Raw genomic sequence first — 21,182 nt, 5'->3', positions numbered from 1 at the left:
CTCACCGCTGGTGCGGATGGCGGCGATGTCCCTGGTGGTGTGGAGCAGGTACAGGGGCCGGCCGCTGGCGAGCGCTTCGGTCATCGCACTGTGCTGGATCAGCGAGGCCGGGGCGGGGTCAGGCGTTGTCCGGCCAGGTCAGGCGTCGGGCGTAGTGGCCCCATACGGCGATGACCATGAGGACGGCCGTCATGCCACCCAGGGTCATGACCGTCGAGGGCGAGCTGGCGTCGACGACGATTCCACCGGTCAGGGCGCCGAGGGAGATCGTGGCCTGGAACGCCGCGGTGAACATGACGGAGGCGGCCTCGGGGGTGTCGGGACTCGCCTTGGTGAACCACGTCTGGGAGGAGACGGGCACCGCCCCGTACGCAACGCCCCAGACGATCAGGAGGGCGACCGCTCCGGCTTTCCACTGGCCCACGACGGGCAGGAGCAGGGTGGCGGCGGCGATCATACCGGCGGCGGTGCCGAAGGTGGCCCGCGGGTGGCGTGCGATCAGGGAGCCGCCCAGAAAGTTGCCGAGGATGCCCGCCGCGCCGTAGATGAGCAGGAAGACGGTGATGAGCCCGGAGCCCGCGTCGGTGACCTGCTCGAGGAACGGGGTGATGTAGGTGTACGTGCCGAAGTGCGCCAGCACGACCAGAACGGTCAGGAGCAGGGCGAAGCGCGTGGCGACGCTGTTGAGCATGCCCCGCAGGACGCCCAGGCGGGTGGTCTGCTGCGGTGGCAGGGGCGGCGTGACGATCAGCAGCATGATCAGCACGCCGATGGTGAGGCCGCCCATGGCGATGAACGCGGAACGCCATCCGGCCAGGTCGCCGATGAACGTGCCGGCCGGTACGCCGAGTACGGAACCCAGGGGCACCGCGGAGAAGATCACCGCTGTGGCTCGGGCGACGGATTCGGCGGGGACTAGGCGTTCGGCCAGTGAGGCGCCGATGGACCAGAAGCCGCCGATGACGATGCCGACGATGACGCGGGAGACCAAGACCAGCCAGTAGTCGGGGGCTGCCGCTGCCAGGAAGTTCGCCGCGGCGAGCAGGACCATGAAGGCGCACAGCATCAGGCGGCGGTCGATCCGCGCGGTCGCGACGGTGACGACGGGTGCGGCGATCGCCGCGAGGAAGCCGGGCATGGTCATCATCAGTCCGGCCATCCCGTCGGAGATGGTGAAGCTCGCACCGATCTTGGTCAGAAGTCCGATGGGGAGGATTTCCGTCGTGACGATGGAGAAGATCCCCAGCATCACCGCGACGACGGCCAGCCATCCGATCACCGGGGAGCGGTGCGGTGAATCGGCCCCGCCAGGATCGCGCATGATGGCGGTGGTGGATGCAGCCATGAATTCCGTCCTGTGATGAGTGTGCTGTTGTCTGATCAGTTCAGCAGGCGCGGCGGGGCGAGGGCTGGCAGATCTGCGACATGAGCGCCGTCGCGAAGGGTGGCGTCGCAAATCCGCTCATCGGCGTCCCCGCGGTCGTCGCAGATCACCGGCTCGGTAAGGGGGCTCTACGGCGGCGATCCGGCGCCACTCAGTTCACGCGCGACTTGGGTAAGTTCCTTCTGCGACGCACGCGCATTGCCGCACAATCTCGTCCGGCCGTTCCAGCCCGGTGCCAGCCAGGATCCGGCGAGCGTCCCGCAGCAGGCCCAGCGCTCACACTCCCGGCTCGCCCTGTGCGGTCAGGGCCGCGGACAAGGCCTCGTTGATGTCGGGCAGTTCGTCCCTGCCGGTCGGCCGTCGCGTCGTCTCCTCGCTCACTGGTGCACCGCAGAGCGCGCAGACCCGCGAGGCGCTCTATCGGCGGACTGCAGAGATCAGTCCGCCGGGCCGCTCCTCGCGCTGCGGAGGGGTGCTGATCGGGCGGCCGTAGGCGGCAGCGCGCTCACGCAGGGTGTGGCTGTCGGCCTCCCAGCCGTGCCCGGCCAGCCAGCCCACCGGGTCGTCGGGCATCTCCGAGACCCACATGGACGCCGCTGATCCCGGTTCGGCGTCCGCGCTGAAGCGCTCGATCACGCCGCGCGAGCCCAACGTCAGCCCCATCCGACTACCTGCCGCCGACTGCGCGCTGATCCGGTCCAGCAGCAACTCCACCGCGTCCTCGGGCAGATAGATCAGCAGTCCTTCGGCGATCCACACGGTCGGCACCGCCGGGTCGTGCCCTGCGGCGGCCAGCGCGCCTGGCCAGTCCTCACGCAGATCCACCGCGACGGTGATCCGCTCGCAGCGCGCGACGGCTCGCTCCTGGCGCAGTACTGAAGCCTTGAAGTCCAGCGGGGCGGCGGTGTCGACCTCGAACAGCCGGGTGCCCTCGGGCCAGTCCATCCGGAAGGCCCGGCTGTCCATGCCAGCGCCGAGCAGCACGACCTGCCGGACCCCGGAGGCGGAGGCCTGCTGCAACAGGTCGTCGAGGAACCTCGTCCTGATGACGATGGAGAACGACACGGCCAGCCGGCGGCGGCGCGCGGCCTCGTCATCGGGCAGCGGTGGCGAGGAGGGCCATAGGCCGCGGGCGGTGGCGAAGGCCTGTGCCAGTGGGTCGCGGAACAGGGCGTTTTCCCGCTCGGTCTCCAGCGCCCGCACCCGGGCGACCCCCACTGCCGTGGCCCACACTCCCGACGGCTGCACCCGCTCCTGCTCATCAGTCACCGCGCCAGCCTAGATGATCGATCCTAAGGGGGACTGATGAGTGGAGTCAGGTTCATGCGTGGTCAGCCGGTCATGCGCGCACTGATCGCCTACGACCTCTTAGCGCCAGGCGCAACAGCGCGCCCGGGCCCGCGAGCGCGCCGCAGCGCGGGAAGCCAGCCACCGGCAGGCGGTGATCATCAGCACGTCGCGAAGAGGCGTCGGCTGAGGCGCGCCCTTCTCTGCACCAACTTGGGAGGTACTGAGCGTTAGCCGTTCAGTCCTGCGTAACCTGCGGGAGCGTTCATCTGCTCGCTGATCGCGTGGGCCGTCTGTCCGCCGACGTTCGCACGGCCGCAGCACTGGTCCGCCCGGATACCGCGTGCTCGAAGGAAGGGCGTTGGATCAGCCCCGTCCGACGTTTCGACAGGCCGTCGAGAGTGTGGAAGCGTCGGTGTGGAACTGGTTCCCCATGGCGTCAGCAGCACCGAAGTCCAGGGCCTCGACATCATCGGCCAAAGTGCGTTGATCAATCGCCATTGCCCGAAGGGCTGCCTCAACGTGGGGATCGACGGAATCGTCAGCAGCGTGGTCAAAGTTGCGGGCGAACCCTCTGTACTCGTTGGCCGCTGCTTCGGGGGCGGGAGTCGATCCTTGCATGCTCGCTAGGGAAGCTCTGAGGGCTGACACCGCCTCGACACAACCAGGCTCAGCTGTGGCGGTGGAAGTTGGGCGAGGGGAGGGAACCGCAGTCGACGAGGGAGCAGGCTTGACATGTGCGGAAGGAGCAGCACGACTCGCGTCGTTGCGGTGTAGCCAGGCATCAAGTTCGTGCCAATTATCCACTCCGAACCAGGCGAGGATGGCGAAGATCGAGATGAAGAGGCCAAGCCACTTCGTCAACTGCTCCGGATCACTGGAATTGCGCGGATCTACCATTGGCCCCTCCTTGCAGTCCCCCATTTATGCTCACAATTCTGACGGCTCAAGCCCCCACTCCGCTCGGTTCATGGCAACGCCCGTGGCGCACCCCGCCGGCTGGAGCCCAACTACTGGAGGACTACCGTCCCGGCACGTGGCTGCCACACCCCTGAGAGCAGGATCTTGCCAACTAACTCACCTGCGGATGCTGGGACGCCCGCTTCCTCCGTGTGGCCTCGTGGGATGTGCCGCCCGCGGCGCGGCGGGGCGCGGTGGGCGGCTGCCGGGGCAACGCGAGCTGTGCGGGCGGGCGCGACGACTGTCGGGGTGCCGACGGCCGGCACAGGAAACCGGCGACCGTGGCCGACCTTCTGCGAAGGTTTTTCATGCCCCGGATAACTCCGCCTGCTGATCATCCGGCTGTGACGGATGTCGGAGGTGAGGGAGCCCGAGGTCGACAGCGGCCGGGGCCGTGCAGCTGCCGGATGCGACCGGCTACGACACCGGCATCACGGACACGGGGACGGTCCTGCGGGCCGCGCAACAGTAGGCGCAACCCATGGCGCAATGTCCAGCGCAACAGATAGGCACAACTTTTGGTGCAACCTCGTGCACCTGGTCGACCGGGGCGATGGGTCACGCAGCCCGGACGTTCCGTGGGCGCGGACGAGGTGTCGCAGCTCCGAGCGTGCCGCCGGCGCTGAGGAGGCGGTCTTCGAGTAGTGCCACCACAGCCGTACGGACAGACGGGCAGGCGGCGGCGCAGGGCGGTGGTGTCGCGGGGGCGGGGTGCGGCGTGCGCGTCGGACACGCCCTGACCGGAGCTGTGGTCGGGGGTCGCGTCGGGCGTGGTTGGCCTCACGGTCGGGCCGGTCCGTGACGACACCCAGGTGGGTGATTTTCCTTCGCGTACGCGGGCGCAGCTTCTAGCGGTGCGCGTCCAACTTGCTTGCTTTAAATGGGTATTGACATCTTTTTAAGTATTCGGACATGTTCTGTCCGCTGCTTCCGGTGAACGAGCGAGAAGTGATCTCATGCGACGAACCGAGTACGACGCGAGCCAGGCCGCCAGGCGCCTGAAGGTGCCCGTAGCGGCCTTCCGGTGGGCCCGGCACACCAGCCCCTCATCCCCGACCCGGACGCCTCGTCCTGGCAGTGGTCCAGGGCCGCTGTGGAGGCGTTGGACGCCGGCGCCATCCGTGCCGCAATGCCCTGCCCGCCGATTGGCGGTGGCGCGGCGGCGGGCCGGATCGCCGACGCGCTCGGCACCCCGAACGTGATCGGCGAGAAGGCGAGCGTGACGGCGTTCGTGGTCCGGCGGTTCGTCGGTCGTGGCCTGCTGGTCGACCTGAGCGCGAACCCCGAGGGGACGCTGCATCACCCCGGCCAGGTCGCGGAGGTCTGCCGCCGCGCTGATATGGCGGATCTGGTCGCCGCCGACACCCCGCTCGGACCCGATCAGGCCGCCGCTCGCCTCGGAGTGCGCAGGGTCGAGTTCGACCACATGGTCCGGCTCGGCTGGGTCCGCTCACCGCAGTCGATCGAGGTCCGCTTCGGCACCAGCCGGGCCGGGGCCGTCGACGTCGCGCTCTACACCACGGCATCCGTCGACGCGATCGTCCCCGACCACGCCGAAGTCGACTGGGAACTGCTGCGCGCGGTGGGGAAAGGCCGGCGCTCACCGCTCGCCTCCCTGCGCCCAGCACCGGCGGCCGCCTGAGGTTGCGGGCGCACGTCCAGCGCTATGTCGGTGCTCCCCCACCCGCCGCGTCCCAGCCGTCCAGGTAGGCGGCCAGGGCGCGGCGTTGCTCGTCCTCGCGGGCGATCTGCCGGGCGAGGACGTCGCGGTCGATGTATGGGGCGACGGCGGTGAGGACCATGCGCCGGAGTTCGGCCGGCTCCAGCGCCTCCACCTCCCACTGCACCGGGCGGCGGTGTCGAAGCCGTAGCGGCGGGCGAAGGCCGGCCACCTCGGATCGCCGCGCTAGCCCTCGGTCGCGGGCAGCTCGTAGGCGCGCACCTGCTCATAGGTCAGCAGCACCCGCTCGGTGTGGCTCCAACAGCCCGTGCGCGCTACCCAGTCCCGCTCGATGTCCTCGCCCGAGCAGTCGAAATCACCGACTTTTCTCCGGGGCGTCGCGAGCGTGCGGTTCGAGTCTCAAGGGGTGTGCTGACCTGTCCAGGGAAGGTACAGCCCCGCGTGTGGGCCCGCCGCCGAGGCCAAGCCGGTCGGCGAACCTGTGGTTGTGGCCATCCGGTGGTGATCGCTTCGATCCCTTTCCCGGAGTCGTGACACCTCATCACACTAGGTTCATGACCGAGGCGGTATCGATTACCCATGCGCGGCCGATCCTGAGCGACATCGCCCGCCGGGTCGCCACCACCTGTGAGCCCATCGTCCTGACCGACCACGGCCAGGCGATCGCCACCATCGTGCCCATGCCTCCCGGGCAGGCTGACGATCCCGGCGACAGGCCCGAGGCGGCCGGGGAGGCGCTGGCCGGATGACCACCCCAGGACGTCGTATTGCCGACCGCTACCGTCTGGAACACAAGCTCGCCGAGGGCGGCTTCGGCCGCATCTGGCAGGCCCACGACGAACGCCTGAGAATCGACGTCGTGGTGAAGGAGATGCGGCTCGCTCCTGCCTTCGACCCCAGCGAACACGCCAAGCGGCTCATATACGCCGAGCGGGAAGCCCGCAACGCCGCCAAGCTCCGCTCCCATCCGCACATCGTCCCGGTCTACGACGTCATCGTCGAGGACGACCGGCCGTGGATCGTGATGGAGCTGGTCCGCGGCGGCTCCCTCGCAGACCAGATGACGAAGGGCCCGCTGGCGCCGAAGATGGTCGCCGATGTCGCGGAAGCCATGCTGAAAGCCCTGGACACAGCCCACAACGCTGGGGTGGTTCACCGTGATGTGAAGCCGGCGAACATCATGATGGCCGAGGACGGCCGGATCCTGCTGACCGACTTCGGGATCGCCGCCCACCAGGACGACACCCGCCTCACCACCGTGGGCAGCGTCATCGGGACTGCGGAGTACCTCGCACCCGAACGCATCAGTGGAGCGGAAGCAGGGCCCGCGAGCGACCTGTTCGCGCTCGGCGTCACCCTCTACCAGGCCGTCGAGGGCGTCTCCCCGTTCAAGGGAGCCTCGCCGACGGCCACCGTGGTCGCCGTGGCAACGCAGCCCCCGCCGCCGATGAAGAAGGCCGACGGCCTCGAACCGCTGATCTTCGGCCTGCTGGACAAGGCATCCGACAAACGGCTGGACGCCGTTGCCGCGTTGGAGAAGCTATCCAGTTGGCGCATCGCCACGAAGGAGATGCCGAAGCCGACAGCTGCCCCCGGCAATCTCCCGAACCGCGTATCTTCCGGCGTCGCCCGGGCAGATCCGAGACCGCATCCCACGAAGCCGCAGCGCCCCATCCAGCGGTCGGACATGGCCGCCGTCCGGACATTACGGATCTGGGCAGTCGCCCTGGCCTGTGTGACGATTGCGCTCATGATCGGCGGCCCTGTGGCTGGTAGCAATGGGCACAACGACCTGGGCGTCGCCCTGCTCGTCTTGGCCGCCGTCAACGTCTTTGCCGTTTTTCCCCTCATCGCGTATGCCATCCACAGGCGAGAAAGGAGCTGGTGACCTGGTCCTTCAGTCAAGACGCGGGGTGCGTCGCGTCTGCGGTTGAGCTGGGCCATGAACTCGCGGTCAGCCACCGTGCGCCCGGGATGCCAACGGCGTGTGCTGCTGGGGTTCAGAGCGTTGTGGCGTGCCTGCCCGGGTGGGGGCCGAGGAGGCCCGGGCGAGGGCCTTGCGCACCTCGTCGCGCTGGAGCCGCAGGTAGATGCCAATCGTCTCGGTCTCGGCGACCTGCCGCTTCAGGTGCGCGAGGATCGCCCGCAGGCAGGGCGGATCAGGCGGCAGGCCGGGCATGACGGGCACCGCTCAGCGCCGGCCAGGCCGGCCACGCCAGTACGGGTGGAACAACGCCTGCGCCGACAGCCGGATCAGGCGCCGCAGCGCCCGAGCTCGGGGTGCGCGACACCTTCCACGAAGACCCCGCGACTTGTCGTCACCGGCCTCCCTCGGGGAGCTCGGTGGTGGTGGCGGGGATGTCGGCGACCGCCCAGTGCCAGAACCCGGGTCCGGTGGGGGGCGTCGTCGGGGTCGTAGACGGTGACGGCATAGCTCTTGGTGCCGTTCGGGGCGCCGCTCCAGGACAGCTGCGGGGATATGTCCTTCCCGCCAGGCAGGCTGCAGGAGTACTGCTCGGGCGGCCAGCGCGGCGCCGTCGGTGACGGTAGTGCTGGTGACGCTGAACGAGTCCGCCCTGGGGAGGCGGGCGAAGGGGTCGTTGGCAGGCACAGCGGCCGTTCCTGTTCCGGGCGAGGGCGCCCTCATCGACTACTGAATCGACCATACCATCGATAATCGATTATCCAGTGGATCGTCTAGGATGCGGTTCATGAGTCAGACGGCGCACTCCTCGACCCCGCCGGGGAAGCAGATGCTTTCCGAGCAGGTCTACGCACACCTGCGGGACGCGATCATGCGCGGGGACCACCCCCCCGGCGCCCCCCTCAAACCGCAGGAACTCGCCAAGGAGCAGGGCGTGAGCCTGGCGGTGGTGCGCGAGGCACTCGTGCGGGTGGTCGGCGAGGGGCTCGCCGACCGGCTGCCCAACCGCGGTTTCGCGGTCCCGTCCTTCTCCGACCGCCGCTGGCAGGAGATCGCAGAAGCCCGCCGGACCGTCGAACCGGTAGTGCTGCGCATGTCCATCGAGCGCGGCGACGTCGACTGGGAGGCCCGCGTGCGGGCCGCCCACCATCGTCTTGCGCGCACTCCGGCGTACGCGACGGAAGAAGGCGAGTACTACACCAGCGCATGGGCCGAGGCCCACAGGGCCTTCCATCGCACGCTGCTGGAAGGGTGTGGCAACCACGCACTGCTGGAGACCTTCGACCGGCTGTGGACCGCGAGCGCGCTGGCCCGCCGCTGGTCGGCACACCGCAACCCCGACCGCGACGGCGCCGAGGAACACCGCAAGCTGGAGGAAGCGGTGCTGGCCCGAGACGCCGGCACCGCAGCCGCGGTCCTGGTCCAACACCTCACCCTGACCGCGGCTGCTCTGGCCGACGACACAGGCCAGGCCACCCAGGGTTAGGCCACAACCGCGGGGTCGAGGGGGGAATCCATGTCCAATTCGAACCGGTCGTAGGAGCACGCGGGTCCGCAACAACGGGGACAGAGCCCGCCGGTCGGCGTCGGTGAGCCGCTTCTGCCACTTCACCTCGCGCAGGACGTCCCGCAGCAGCAGGGCGTCGACCTGCACCAGCGCGGACTGGAGCAGGCGCACGGCGAGCACCGAGATCTCCTGGGACTCCTTGCCGGAGCCGGCCAGGTCACCGTCCTTGCCGCAGAACAGGCCGTGGTCGGCGAAGATCCGGTTCTCGACGGCCTGGAGGCCGTCGTCGATCCCGCGACGCAGGCCGGCATCAGCGAAGCAGCCGCAGATGAACGCCATACGCACCGGCCGCCCCAGTTCCCCGATCGCCCGGCAGGCAGGGTGCCAGGGCCCGCCCCGGGTGAAACGCCGCAGGACCTGAACGCCCCCACCTCGCCCGCAAGAGGGACCCCACCCACCCCTCCTACCGCCGCACCGCGGAGAGCACCGAGGACGCCCCCCATGCCGCCGAAGACTGGAACACCGCGCAGGAGGAGACGACCAACCACCCGAGGCGCGGGGGCACGGACGAGGAGACCACCAACGGAAGGGACGGCCTCGGCACGGACCCGAAGCGGGCGGCGGAGCGCGCGCAGCAGCCGGCGCAGAACGACGCGAACCCGAACCACCCCTGGCCGCGGAACTGACAGCGGCACCACCGGGCGCTCGCCCATCCGGTCGACACCGACGGCGTCCCTCCCCGCAGCGCGCCGGGCGTCACCTTCAAGGGTGATGACATCGGCACCTGGAGATGGCGGCGGCAGGAGCCGGGCGCCCGGGCGCAGCTCATGTCCGAACAGCGGGAGCGGCCGGCCACGCTGGACGTTCGGAGCGCCCCCCCGGACGGCCGCCACCCCGGCGGAGCTCCAGCCGGCGTCGGCCACCGCCGTTGAGGGGCCGAAGAAGGCCGGGTGCAAGGCCGAGGCGGCGTTCCAGCGGGGCTCGACCGCCCCGACCCGGTGGGTGGAGAAGGAGGGGAAGCGGCTCGTCCCGCGCAGCACGGTCGACGGGATCACGGTCGACGACGAGGTCGAGCCGGTGCCGGTGCCGGTGAAACCCGGGGTATGGCTCCCAGACACCAAGCCGAGGCGGGACAAGCTCACCGCGGAGCAGCGCGCCGCCGCCCTCGCCGCGCTGGGCACGGAACGGGCGGGCGCGGCACCGGCCGTCGAGGCCGCCCCGCAGCCGCCCCGCCCTGCAGCCCACGCCGCCAGCGGCCCCGGAGAAGCAGCGGGCACGGCCACCGCGCAATCGCCGCGTGTCAGCCGCGGCCGTCGCATGCACGGCCCCACAGCAGTCACTCCTCCCCCGCTCAAAGCCCGACCGGCGACATCACACCTACCTGACGTGCCCTCCCTGACACTCACCCACCGACACCCAACCGGCACATCGCAGACAGGGCGCTGTTTCACCCGGCCACCAGGCGGCGGCCAACCCGGCGGCGCGACCGCCCAGCGGGTCCAGAGGCGGTGGTGATGCGGTGCATGGTGTTCTCCGGTGGATCGATTCGGCCCGCGGTACGTGGCCGGCCGGTCGGTGTCACGCGGGCCGGCTCAGCGTCCGTAGCGCCAGCCGGCCGCACACCGCGGCGAGCGGCAGCTCGGCGCCGAGCGCCATGGCGACCGCGGTGGCGAAGTCGCCGCCCGGGGCCGCGGTCGTGGTGTCGAACCAGGCGTCCACCACAAGCAGCGTCGCGGTCGCGGCGGCCGCCAGGGCGTGCCGCCGGTCGCCGCGGGCGACGAGGAGCCCTGTGACGATCAGGCCGAACGCCTCCAGCGCGTCGAGTCCGACCCAGGCGAGCGGCCAGTGCGCCGCGGTCGCGGTGGCCGGCAGGCCGGTGGCCAGCACGTACAGCCACGGCAGCAGGGCGAGCCCGCAGGCGACCAGCAGCCGCCCGGCCCGCCGCATGCCCCGCGCCGGGCACGGCGCCCCCGGCCCTTCGTCAAGAGGGATGACCCCGGCGCGGCCGAAGCCCTCGGCAGCGGCCACTTCCTCATCGCACCATCGCAGTTGACGCATCGTCTCTTCCCGCTCCCCGCCGGCTTTCCCCTTCACGTGCTCCACCCTCCGCCGCACACCAGGGCGCCGTCAGTCACGCAGAGTTCCGGCCCGGGGTGGAGACAAGTGCACCCCCGAACCGGGCGCGAGCGTCATGGCACGGGGATGGCCTGCGGCTTTACCGTTTGGCACATGCACTTCATGACGTGGCTGCAGCGGGTGCCGGGCCGGCAGTTTCGCAAGGCGGGACACCGGAGCGCGCTCGTCGCCGCCGGCCTGCCGCTCCACCTCGCGGCGGTGCCGCTGTGGCTCTGGCTGCTCGGCGCGATGGCGGCGTCGGTGCGAACACCCGCCGCGGCGGCCGTGACGTTGCTGCCCGTGCTGCTCACACTCGTGGTGACACCCCTGCTGACCGCCGGGCAGCGGCGACGCTACCGGGCGCTCACCGGCAAGGACCTCCCGCGCCCCGCCGTACCCGGGCCGGGCGGCAACGGGAAGTCGCCGGTGCGCCGGCTGACCGGCCGGGCCCTGTGGCGGCAGGCCTGCTACCACGCCGTGGCAGGTCCACTGCTCGCCGTCCTGGACCTCACCGTCCTCGCCGTCTGGGCCACCGCTCTCGTGGCCGCCTCCCTCTACGTATGGATCTGGGCGCTGCCCCCGCAGTGGCGGGTCACCGACCTCGGCTACAGCACGCAGGCCGTATACATCACCGCCGGCGGCCTCGCCCTGCTGTTCCTCGGGCCCCGGCTGACCAGCGCCCTGATACGCCTGCAGACCCGGGCCGCCGAAGTCCTGCTCGGCCCCAGCCGCACGGAGAAGCTGACCCGCCGGGTCGCCGACCTCGCCGAGAGCCGGGCCGGCGTGCTCGACGCCGCCGACGCCGAGCGGCGGCGCATCGAACGCGACCTGCACGACGGCGCCCAGCAGCGCCTCGTCTCACTCGCCGTCAACCTGGGCCTGGCCAAAGCCGCCTTCGGCGACCTGCCGGCCGACGCCCGCACGATGATCGACGAAGCCCACCGCGAGGCGAAGGAGGCGATCGCCGAGCTGAACAACCTGGTGCGCGGCCTGCATCCGGCCGTCCTTGAAGACCGCGGCCTCGACGCCGCCCTGTCCGGAATCGCCGCCCGCCTCCCGATCCCGGTACGCGTGGCGGTACACCTGCCGCAGCGCCCCTCACCCACCATCGAAGCCGTCGCGTACTTCGTGGTCTCCGAAGCCCTGACAAACGTGGTCAAACACGCCCAGGCGACTCGGGCCGACGTGACGGTGAAGCGGAACAGGGAGACACTGCTGGTGACCGTCACGGACGACGGAGCGGGCGGCGCGGATCCCGCAGCAGCCGGCGGCACCGGGCTCGCCGGACTCGCCAAGCGCGCCGCGTCCGTCGACGGCACGTTCTCCTGCCACAGCCCCGCCGGGGGCCCGACCGTCATCACCGTGGAGCTGCCGTGCGCGCCGTGATCGCCGAAGACTCCCTCTTGCTGCGCATCGGCGTGGTCAAGGTGCTGGAAGCGGCCGGCTTCGAGATATGCGCACAAGTCGCCGACGCCGAAGCGCTGCTCGCGGCCGTCGAAGAGCACCGGCCCGACATCGCCGTGGCCGACGTACGCATGCCGCCCGCCTTCACCGACGAAGGAGTACGCGCCGCACTGGTGATCCGCCGCCAATACCCGCACACCGCCGTGCTCCTGCTGTCCCAGTACGTGGAAGAGCGGTACGCCGCCGACCTGCTCGCCACCAACACCTCGGGCGTCGGCTACCTACTCAAAGAACGCGTCGCCGACATCGACGAATTCGCCGAAGCGGCACGCCGGGTAGCGGCCGGCGGTGCCGCTCTCGACCCGCAGGTCGTCGCGCAACTGCTGGTACGCCGCCACAGCGACCCACTCGACCGGCTCACACCACGCGAGCGGGACGTACTGCAACTGATGGCAGGCGGCCGCTCCAACTCCGCCATCGCCACCGAACTGGTCGTGAGCGAGAGCGCTGTCGCCAAGCACATCAACAGCATCTTCACCAAACTCGACCTGCCCAAGGCCGACGCCGACCACCGCCGCGTCCTGGCGGTGCTGCGCTTCCTGCGAGTTGCCACCACATAACACGCGATCTCACCCGCATACCCGGGCAACAACGATGCTGATCGCCACGTGACGGGGAACGCGGCCCCCTTCGGACAAGGTGCTCTTCACCACGCTTCGCCGTCCAGCCAGCCCCACACCACGCGCACATCCACCCCGCCGGCCTAGACACCCCCAGCCCCCAGCCCCACCCCCACCCCACACCCACCCCCTCCCACCCGCACAAAACCAACACAAACCACCACACCGCCGGTCGCCGTCGCCCGGGCGGTCCTCGGGTCTGTACTCCCAAGTGGGGCGTCCCGCGGGTCGAAACACGATGTGGTTGTCCAGGACGGCTCCGTTGCCATGATCACCCTCGCCGCCACGGCATGCCTGGACCAACGACGGACTGCCCCAGACGAAGCTGCCTAGAGTTCCGCGAGGTTGTCGACCAGATCGTCAAGGCCGAGAGAGCCCTGGGAAAGCGCCTTCATGTGCCAGGCTTTGAGGTCGAAGGAGGCGCCACGACGACGCTTCGCCTCCGCACGGCCCTGGAGCCAGGCGCGCTCGCCGAGCTTGTATCCGATGGCCTGTCCGGGCCAGCCGAGGTAGCGGTCGATCTCGCTCTTGCGGCGGGCCGCCGGACTGCCGTTGTAGGTGGCCATGAATTCCGTTGCGAGTGCCGGTGTCCAGCGCTCGCCAGGGTGGAAGCCCGAGTCGGCGGGGATGGCGAGTTCGAGGTGCATGCCGATGTCGACGATCACACGGATCGTGCGCAGCATCTGCCCGTCCAGGAAGCCGAGGCGGCGCGCGGGCTCGGAGAAGAAGCCCAGATCGTCCATGAAGCGCTCGGCGTACAGGGCCCAGCCCTCGATGTTGGCGCTCACCATGCCCTCGGTGACCTGGTAGCGGCTGAGCCGGTCGGCAACCGCGACCCACTGGGCGAGCTGGAGGTGGTGGCCGGGAACGCCCTCGTGATACCAGATGCTGACGAGTTGCCAGGTCGGAAAGGTGTCCTGGCCAAGGGTAGGCAGGAAGGTGCGTCCGGGGCGGCTGAAGTCGAGGCTCGGGCCCTGGTAGTAGGGTCCGGAGGCACTGCCCACGGGCGCTATCCGGGACTCGATCTGGCGGATCGGGCCGGACAGGTCGAAGTGGCTCCCGTCGAGAGCGGTGATCGCCTCGTCCATGAGCCGCTGCAGCCAATCACGGATAGCCTCCTCGCCCTTGACCGTATGACCGTGTCCGTCCAAGTGGTGCATGGCTTCCAGGAGGGTGGAGCCGGGCAGTACCCGCTCGGCTTCGACACGCATCTCGGCGAGCGTCCGGTGGAACTCGCTCCATGCCCAGGCGTAGGCCTCGTCCAGATCCAGCTCGGCACCCGTGTTGTAGCGCGCGGCGCGCAGGTAGCGCTCGCGGCCGACGGCGTCCGGGGTGTCCGCCGCCGCGGGGAGGTAGGTGTCGCGCAGCCAGTCGCGGAACTCGGCGACAGCGGCGGTGGCCTTCCGGGCGGCGGCGTCCAAATCGGGGCGCAACCGGTCGGGGCCGTCCGAGACAAAGGCGGCGAACCAGCCCGCGTCCCTGCCCGCGTGCCGCCCAGCCGCCTCCCCGGTCCAGTCGGAGAGCTGGCCGATCACCCCGGTGACCTGCCGGGGAGCGGCAAGCAGGCCGCGGGAGACACCCTCCGTAAGGGTGACCCGGTAACCGTCCAGCGCACCGGGGAGGTTGCGCAGTCGTCCGGCCACAACCGCCCAGTCCTCATCGGTGGTGGTGGGCATGAAGGAGAAGATCGTCCGCACCTGGTCGACGTGCGCACCGACGGTGCGCAGCTGGCGGAAGTTCTCGCCGGCGTCGTCCATCGCGAGCTCGGCGGTGAGGCGTTCGCGCAGTAGCCGGGCGCAGGCTCGTTCAGCCGGATCGTCCGATGCGGGAGTGGCGTCGAGTGCTGCGAGAGTGTGGCGGGCGATCTCGGCGTGGGCCGCGAAGCCTTCCGGCGAGAGATCCGGCTGCCGGTCGTCACCACGTCTCAAGCCCAGCCAAGCCGAGGTTATCGGGTCATGCGCGGCCACTTGGTCCAAGTGTCTGTCGGCAATGGCACGCGGAGTAATCGATTCATCTACCATGCGGGCATTCTGACGTACTGTCGGACACCTGTCTCAAGGCGGTCTCTGTCGCCGGCGCCCGATGCCTCGGTCCCTCATGCCTCCCGGGGCATACCGAAGGCGTCCAGTGTGCCGACCCGGTCCCGCCAGGCGTTCACGGTCGAGGTGGAGGACGCCCTCGCGGCCCTCGGCTGGAGCGCGTCTGACCTCGACCCCGCGTTGCCGGCGCACGTCGCCTTCGGTGGCAACGACTACCTGGTGCCGGCCGCGGCCTCCCGCGAACGGCCGGCCGCGCTCGACTACGATGTCGACGCGCCCGCCGGCGTCATGCACCGGTACGGCTGGACCACCATCGACCTGGTGTGGCGCGAGTCCCCCCGCCCCTTCCACGCCCGGAACCCGTTCCCGTCGGCGGTGTCGTGGAAGACCCGGCGACGGGCGCGGCGGCAGCCGCGTTCGGCGGCTACCTCCGCGACCTGGGCCTGTTCACCGGGCCTGCGGACATCACGGTGCGGCAGGGGGAGGACATGGGCCGCCCGAGCGAGCTCGTCATCGGCGTGACACCCGAGGACGCCCGGGTCCGGGTCACCGGCACAGCCGTGCTCCTCCCCCGCTGACGCCTTTGCCGACACGCCAGGCAGGATCGCCCCCTCAGACGTCGGCCGGCACCCGGCGAGCTGTACGGCGGACGGCAGCAAAGCGGCGAACATCAGGGTGTAGCCGTCGACGACCCGGTGCAGGCCGGTGACGCCGCCGCCGGCGTCGCGCCGGATGGAGGGCAGGAGACGTTGACAACGACGGCGTCCAAGGTGATGGCGAGAGGCCAACGCCGCGGCCGCCAGCGCCGCACGGGCGGCGCCATTTCGGCCGGGCCTGAACGGCAGCCGCGGCCTCGGAGCAGGTGAGCACCGTGCGGTGCATGGCGGCAGGGGGTGGGGCACGGGCTCGGCATGTCGTGATGGCGCGGCGCGCGATCCGGCTGGTGCGTCGTGCCGACCCGTGCCGGCGCGGGGTGGCGTCGGTCTGGCGTCACTTGCCGCCGTAGACGGGGAAGACGCTGTGCTCGCCGTAGTCCAGGTCGCACAGGTCTCGCAGGTTCGCCACGTGGGAACTGCGTGAGACATTCCGTGCGATGCAGGCGGCGTTGGTGGTCTGAACGGCCGGAGCGTTTGTCAGGCTGCTGTCATGAGCGGGCGTTTGCCCCAGCGGATGCCCTTCTCGCTTCGGAGTCGTCGCACAGGTGCGGTTAGGCCTCCTGCGGGGCTCCCGACCCGGTGTGCTCGATGGCCTTCCACCGTTCGTCGGTGAACCGGGGGCCGCAGCCCGTGCACACCGGACGGCGGGCCTCCCGCTCGGCCCGGCGCAGCTCCTCCTGGTGCTCCCGCCGGCGGACGGTGTACTGCGCCGGTCAGCTCAGGTCGGCGAACACGGGGCGGACGGCCGGCTCCGCCCAGTCTCGAAACCGTGGGCGGGGTCCGTATCGATCAGGAGAGGACGCCGCCTGTCCGCTTCGGCAAGAAGTCGGGCAGGCGTGCTGACGTCCGTACGCGTCTTGCCCTCGCCTCCGCGTCGGACCCGCTTCTCATCGAGCATTTGCTGCGCCAGGCGCTCAACGCCCGGGACCGCGTCGGGCCGGCCTGGAGCGTCTGCTTCAGGCCGGCTCTCCCCAACGACTTCAGCTTGCGGCGGGAACTCGGTCGCGGGTTGGTGCGGGCGTCTGCTTGGGATCGGGCTCGGCCGGCACCGTAGAAGGAGCGGGGGTGGGGGCGTAGGGGATCTCTCCGCGCAGGACGGCCCTGGCGCGGTCCTCGTCGAGTTCGCCCTCCCAGCGGGCGACGGCCAGGGTGGCGACGCCGTTGCCGACCAGGCTGGTCAGGGCGCGGGCTTCGGACATGAACCGGTCGACTCCGAAGATCAGCGCGAGGGCGGCGACCGGGACGTGTGGAACCGCGCTGAGCGTGGCGGCCAGTGCGACGAAGCCGGAGCCGGTGACGCCTGCGGCACCCTTGGAGGTGAGCAGCATGACGGCGAGCATGCCCAGCTGCTGGGTGAGGCTGAGGTCGATGCCGACGGCCTGGGCGAGGAAGACCGAGCCCATGGTCAGGTAGATGGCGGTGCCGTCGAGGTTGAAGGAGTACCCGGCGGGCAGCGTGATGCCGACGACCGGTTTCGAGGCGCCCGCGTGCTGGAGCTTGGCCATCATGCGCGGCAGGACGGGCTCGGTGGAGGAGGTGCCGAGGACGATCAGCAGCTCTTCCCTGATGTAGTGCAGGAAGGGCAACAGCCGCAGTCCGTTCAGGCGCATCACGGTCGCGAGGACGACCAGGACGAAAAAAAGGGCGGCCAGCCAGAACGAGCCTACCAACAGGGCCAGGTGACGCAGGGTGCCCAGGCCGTAGTTGCCGATGGTGAAGGCCATCGAGCCGAACGCGCCGACGGGGGCGAGCCGCATGATCCAGCGGATGAGCGTGAACAAAAGCGCGGAGAACTTCTCGATGCTCCGGGCGATGCTCAGGCCGGCCTCCCCGCTGGCGTGCAGGCCGAAGCCGATGAGCACCGACACCAGCAGCACCGGCAGGATCTCGTTGCCGGTCAGGGCGCTGACCAGGGTGGCCGGGATGATGGCGAGGAGGAAGGCGGCGAAGCCCTCGTGGGCCGTGGCCGCCTCCGGCGGCAGGCCCTTGGTGGACAGGGTCGAGAGGTCGATGTGCAGACCGCTGCCCGGCTTCACGACGTTGACGACGACCAGGCCGATCACCATGGCCACGGTGGTCAGCACCTCGAAGTACACAAGGGCCTTCAGGGTCACGCGGCCGACCGTGCGGACGTTGCCCATAGAGGCGATGCCGTGGACGACCGTGCAGAAGATGATCGGCGCGATGAGCATCTTCACCAGCGCGATGAAGCCGTCGCCGAGCGGCTTGAGGTCAGCACCGGCAGACGGCCACAGCCCGCCCACGGCGGCGCCGAGGAGGACGGCGATCAGGCACTGGACGTACAGGTGGGACAGCATCCGTCGGATGCGGCCCGGTGGTGGGGTGACGGTACCCGGGGCGGCGTCGTTGCGGCTCATGCGGGGCGTCCTTCCAGGACGGGAACGAGGAGTTCGGCTCGGGCGATACGCCGGGCGGCGCGGTGCAGGAGCACCGTGGGGGACGCGCCCTCCGGTGCGGGGACGGCTCGGGTGGTGACCACGCCGGCGGGGGAGCCCAGGCGCAGCGTGCCGTCGGCGGTCTGCCGGGCGACGCGGTGGGCGAGGGTGCCGGAGGTGGCGGCGGCCGTGGCCAGGGCCACGGCGGAGGTCAGGCCGATCGCCGGGTGCGGGGCGTGCATGGAGACCATGCGCACGGCCAGGTCGTACTCGTCCTGGTTGACGAGTGTGCCCTGAGTGGTGCGATAGGGGGCGGGGCGGGCGACGATGCCGACTTTCGGCACCGCGTGGCTGACCGGATCGCCCTCGCGGGCCAGGCCCATGGCGAGTGCTGCCTGGCGGCGCAGCAGCGTCAGCGCGGGCACCGCGGTGGCGAACGCGGTGAGGGATTCCGTGCCGTCGAGGCCGAACGCCTTGGCCTCGAACAGCGCGGCGGGCGCCCCGGCGTCCACCAGGGATACCTCGACGGGGCCGTCCGGGCCGGTCAGCTCGTCCAGTGCCCGGCCGGTCGGCAGTGCCCGGCCGGTCGTCGAGCCCGCCGGGTCCTGAAACCCGAGCAGGACCGGCACACCCGGCGCCGAGGTGCCCGGCACCACGGCCGTGCCCTCCTCCGGGGCCACGCCCGCGGGGGTGGGGATGGTGCCGGTCAGGCGGGCCCCGGTGTTGACGTTGAGCATGCGGACGGTGGTGGTGTCCGATGTGATCGGCACGAGATCGTGGTGGACGGCGTACAGGGCCACGGCGGTGGCGCAGTTGCCGCAGTTGCTGGCCCATTCCACGCGCTCGTCGCCGATCCCGACCTGCGCGAAGGCGTACTCGACATCCACGCCCGGCCGGGTCGACGCCTGTACGACGGCGGCCTTGGAGGTGGTGGAGGAGGCGCCCCCGACACCGTCGATCTGGCGGGGGTCGGCGGCGTTGAAGGCGGCAAGCAGGAGGGTATCGACGTCCACGCCCGTGGCGGCCACGTCGCGGTGGTCGAAGATCCAGCACTTGCTGGTTCCTCCGCGGATCATCTCACCCTGCAGACGCAGCACAACCGACTCCTCACAGCCATGAAAGGGGAAGTCCACCGACGGTCTCGCCGTGCGTGGTGTCCTCCACGGTGGGTTACGGCAGCGTGAAGTACAATCTCGGAAATCTGCATGGCTATTAAGCTGGAGTGAATACTGGAGGTGGCGGCATGCTCGACGTCCGGCGCATCCTGCTGTTCACGGAGGTCGCCCGGCGCGGCTCGGTGACCGCGACCGCCCGCGCCCTGAACTACACGCCGTCAGCGGTGTCGCAGCAGATCAGCCGCCTGGAAACGGAGGCGGGCCAGCCCCTGCTGGAACGCCACGCCCGGGGCGTCACCCTCACCGACGCCGGCCGGGCGCTGGCCGAACGAGGACAACGGATCGAACGCGAACTGCAGGCCGCGGAAAACGAACTCGCCGACTACGCCGGCCTGCGCGCGGGCACCCTGCGCATCGGCACCTTCCCCACCGTCGGCGCCTCGCTCCTCCCGCAGGCCGTGATCGCCTTCCGTGACGCCCACCCCGGCGTACGGCTGACCGTCCGCAGCGCCCGCATCGCCGGGCTGTGGACCATGCTGGAGAACCGGGAGATCGAGCTGTCGCTGATGTGGGACTACGACTGGAACCGGATCGACCGGAAGGACATCGTCGTCACCCCCCTCCTCGACGACCCACCGGCCCTTCTCGTCAGCGACCACCATCCACTCGCCGGCCGCGGCACCGCCTCACTCGCCGACTTCGCCCACGACCCCTGGATCACCCGCGCCGACCATCACCCGGTGGCCGAAGCCCTCGTCCGCGGCTGCCGCGCCGTCGGCTTCGAGCCCCACATCGTCTACGAGGCCCACGACTACCAGGAAGCCCAGGCCATGGCCGCCGCCGGCATCGGCGTCGCCCTCGCACCCACCCTGGCTCTGGAAGGCACCCGCCCCGGCGTCAGCGTCCTGCCCCTCCAGCCGCCGGCCCCGATCCGCCGCATCCTCCTGGTCCACATGACCGATCACCCGCTCACCCCCGCCGCCCTGACCTTCGCCGGACTCCTCCACGACACCGCCGCGGCCCGCGCACCCAGACCGTGACACTGCTGGAGTCCGGCCGCCTCAACGCCTTGAGGAGTGAAGACACCAGCCATCCCGGACAAAACAGCCCATTATCGTGTGGCCTCATCAGTGATCACAGGACGAAGCCGGCCGCGCCGCAGGCGTGTTGGATCATTTCGTTTCAAGAGGTCTCCGGTCCCGGCGTGAGCCAGGGCATGTCTGCCATGCGAGACAGGTCCACCGGCCGGCCGCGTTCAGACCCACCTGACGGCGGCGGCGCCAGCAGGGCCGGCACAGTGCGCGTCCGGCTATCCGCCGGTGGCGGTGAACTGCCAGATCGCACCGGACTTCTGATGACGCGCGGGCCGGCATGGTGTGAGTGTGGTGCCGGCACCAGGACGTATACCGTCGAATCTCGTACGGGCCAAGCGGTGTGAACCGCGCTGTGGCCTTCATGGGGTGCTGGTCGGTACCGGATTCTCGGGGAGCTGCCAGTCGCCACCGCGGTCCTGCGCGGAAAGGCGCGCGGCCAGGTCGGGAGGTGCAGGAAGCAGGCCAGTGCGGTGGTGGCCCGGAAGACGTCGATGGCGCGCTGGGCCATCGGCAGGCCCAGGCGCAGCAGGCGCGGGTTGACTTCACCTTGGATCTGGTTGACGAATGGCCGCAGCACGCGGTCGTAGTTCGCCATGCCCTCGACGAACCGCTCGGACTGCCACCCCGCACCGCGGAACCCGCTCGCCCAGAACTCCTGCTGACGCTCGAACGTGAGGGTCTGCCGGTCCCTGCCCGAGGTGTTGGCCATGATCGTCGTCTTGGCCGGTATACGGGCAGGTACTCATGACCACGCGCACGCCGAACCACCAGCTGGGGAACCTCGTCGCCGACTCCGGGCTGACCTATGCGGCCCTGGCCAAGGCGGTCCGGGCGGTGGCCGCCGAGTGCGGCACCGCTTTACGGACCAACAAGTCCACCGTCGAGCACTGGATCGCTGGGCGCCAGGCCCGCCGGCGACACTGGCCGCTACCTCGCCGTC

16 protein-coding genes and 4 pseudogenes are annotated in these 21,182 nt (G+C 70.4%); 8 read left to right on the top strand and 12 right to left on the bottom strand.

From position 1 onward, the window contains the following. Nucleotides 1–118 precede the first annotated feature (118 nt). The 3 genes from BLW85_RS37680 to BLW85_RS38985 form a co-directional block, all read right to left on the bottom strand. A complete protein-coding gene (locus BLW85_RS37680; RefSeq protein WP_208624944.1) occupies nt 119–1,345 on the bottom strand; it encodes an MFS transporter in 1,227 nt (408 codons plus the stop codon). Nucleotides 1,346–1,801: 456 nt separating this feature from the next. Next, on the bottom strand, nt 1,802–2,653 hold the full coding sequence (locus BLW85_RS37675; RefSeq protein WP_107409254.1) for a class I SAM-dependent methyltransferase: 852 nt from the start codon (nt 2,651–2,653) through the stop codon (nt 1,802–1,804). Nucleotides 2,654–3,037: 384 nt separating this feature from the next. Beyond that, a complete protein-coding gene (locus BLW85_RS38985; RefSeq protein WP_143060498.1) occupies nt 3,038–3,571 on the bottom strand; it encodes a hypothetical protein in 534 nt (177 codons plus the stop codon). A 1,016-nt stretch (nt 3,572–4,587) separates the two neighbouring features. Between BLW85_RS38985 and BLW85_RS37665 the strand changes: the two are divergent. Then, a pseudogene (locus BLW85_RS37665) lies at nt 4,588–5,273 on the top strand (hypothetical protein). 22 nt (nt 5,274–5,295) lie between these two features. Here BLW85_RS37665 and BLW85_RS40495 read toward each other — a convergent pair. Beyond that, nucleotides 5,296–5,478: a hypothetical protein gene (locus tag BLW85_RS40495; RefSeq protein ID WP_244175005.1), complete on the bottom strand. Its 183-nt coding sequence runs from the start codon at nt 5,476–5,478 to the stop codon at nt 5,296–5,298. A gap of 388 nt (nt 5,479–5,866) precedes the next feature. On the opposite strand from BLW85_RS40495, the gene BLW85_RS37655 reads away from it, so the two are divergent. After that, nucleotides 5,867–6,061, top strand: coding sequence for a type II toxin-antitoxin system Phd/YefM family antitoxin (locus tag BLW85_RS37655; protein WP_074995902.1), 195 nt, complete (start codon nt 5,867–5,869; stop codon nt 6,059–6,061). After that, nucleotides 6,058–7,200, top strand: a complete 1,143-nt coding sequence (locus BLW85_RS37650; RefSeq protein ID WP_074995901.1) for a serine/threonine-protein kinase — start codon at nt 6,058–6,060, stop codon at nt 7,198–7,200. The genes BLW85_RS37655 and BLW85_RS37650 overlap by 4 nt, the downstream gene beginning before the upstream one ends. 66 nt (nt 7,201–7,266) lie before the next feature. Here BLW85_RS37650 and BLW85_RS37645 read toward each other — a convergent pair whose 3' ends face one another. Next, nucleotides 7,267–7,491 (bottom strand): hypothetical protein, encoded by a 225-nt coding sequence (locus BLW85_RS37645; protein ID WP_074995900.1) that lies wholly within the window; start codon nt 7,489–7,491, stop codon nt 7,267–7,269. Nucleotides 7,492–7,572: 81 nt separating this feature from the next. Continuing rightward, nucleotides 7,573–7,923 (bottom strand): annotated as a pseudogene (locus tag BLW85_RS40690) (YbhB/YbcL family Raf kinase inhibitor-like protein); the annotation flags it as partial. Nucleotides 7,924–8,023: 100 nt separating this feature from the next. Between BLW85_RS40690 and BLW85_RS37635 the strand changes: the two are divergent. Beyond that, entirely contained in the window at nt 8,024–8,722 is a 699-nt protein-coding gene (locus BLW85_RS37635) for a GntR family transcriptional regulator (protein WP_074996376.1), read from the top strand. Between the two features lie 69 nt (nt 8,723–8,791). Here the strand turns inward: BLW85_RS37635 and BLW85_RS41010 are convergent. Both BLW85_RS41010 and BLW85_RS37620 read right to left on the bottom strand, forming a co-directional pair. Beyond that, nucleotides 8,792–9,157: pseudogene (locus BLW85_RS41010) on the bottom strand (Tn3 family transposase); the annotation flags it as partial. A 1,164-nt stretch (nt 9,158–10,321) separates the two neighbouring features. Then, complete coding sequence (locus tag BLW85_RS37620) at nt 10,322–10,771, bottom strand: hypothetical protein (protein WP_403422808.1); 450 nt, start codon at nt 10,769–10,771, stop codon at nt 10,322–10,324. Between the two features lie 201 nt (nt 10,772–10,972). Here BLW85_RS37620 and BLW85_RS37615 point away from each other — a divergent pair, with 201 nt between their 5' ends. Both BLW85_RS37615 and BLW85_RS37610 read left to right on the top strand, forming a co-directional pair. Beyond that, complete coding sequence (locus BLW85_RS37615) at nt 10,973–12,244, top strand: sensor histidine kinase (RefSeq protein ID WP_074995897.1); 1,272 nt, start codon at nt 10,973–10,975, stop codon at nt 12,242–12,244. After that, the gene (locus BLW85_RS37610) at nt 12,232–12,882 is read left to right on the top strand and encodes a response regulator transcription factor (protein ID WP_074995896.1); all 651 of its coding nucleotides are present in this window, start codon (nt 12,232–12,234) and stop codon (nt 12,880–12,882) included. The genes BLW85_RS37615 and BLW85_RS37610 overlap by 13 nt, the downstream gene beginning before the upstream one ends. A gap of 389 nt (nt 12,883–13,271) precedes the next feature. Here BLW85_RS37610 and BLW85_RS37605 read toward each other — a convergent pair whose 3' ends face one another. Beyond that, on the bottom strand, nt 13,272–14,963 hold the full coding sequence (locus tag BLW85_RS37605) for a DUF885 domain-containing protein (RefSeq protein ID WP_074995895.1): 1,692 nt from the start codon (nt 14,961–14,963) through the stop codon (nt 13,272–13,274). Nucleotides 14,964–15,065: 102 nt separating this feature from the next. Between BLW85_RS37605 and BLW85_RS37600 the strand changes: the two are divergent. Continuing rightward, nucleotides 15,066–15,559, top strand: a pseudogene (locus tag BLW85_RS37600) (PhzF family phenazine biosynthesis protein); the annotation flags it as partial. Between the two features lie 1,058 nt (nt 15,560–16,617). Here BLW85_RS37600 and dctA read toward each other — a convergent pair. Then, nucleotides 16,618–18,015, bottom strand: a complete 1,398-nt coding sequence (gene dctA, locus BLW85_RS37595) for a C4-dicarboxylate transporter DctA (RefSeq protein WP_074995894.1) — start codon at nt 18,013–18,015, stop codon at nt 16,618–16,620. Continuing rightward, nucleotides 18,012–19,130 (bottom strand): PrpF domain-containing protein, encoded by a 1,119-nt coding sequence (locus BLW85_RS37590; protein WP_074995893.1) that lies wholly within the window; start codon nt 19,128–19,130, stop codon nt 18,012–18,014. The genes dctA and BLW85_RS37590 overlap by 4 nt, the downstream gene beginning before the upstream one ends. Nucleotides 19,131–19,276: 146 nt before the next feature. Between BLW85_RS37590 and BLW85_RS37585 the strand changes: the two genes are divergently transcribed. After that, nucleotides 19,277–20,188, top strand: a complete 912-nt coding sequence (locus BLW85_RS37585; protein ID WP_074995892.1) for a LysR family transcriptional regulator — start codon at nt 19,277–19,279, stop codon at nt 20,186–20,188. A 142-nt stretch (nt 20,189–20,330) separates the two neighbouring features. Here BLW85_RS37585 and BLW85_RS39850 read toward each other — a convergent pair whose 3' ends face one another. Continuing rightward, complete coding sequence (locus BLW85_RS39850) at nt 20,331–20,951, bottom strand: hypothetical protein (protein ID WP_208624943.1); 621 nt, start codon at nt 20,949–20,951, stop codon at nt 20,331–20,333. Nucleotides 20,952–21,182: the final 231 nt, after the last annotated feature.

It is taken from the genome of Streptomyces misionensis, from assembly GCF_900104815.1.
Lineage (GTDB): Bacteria > Actinomycetota > Actinomycetes > Streptomycetales > Streptomycetaceae > Streptomyces > Streptomyces misionensis.
This window is presented reverse-complemented; position numbering and strand designations above follow the sequence as displayed.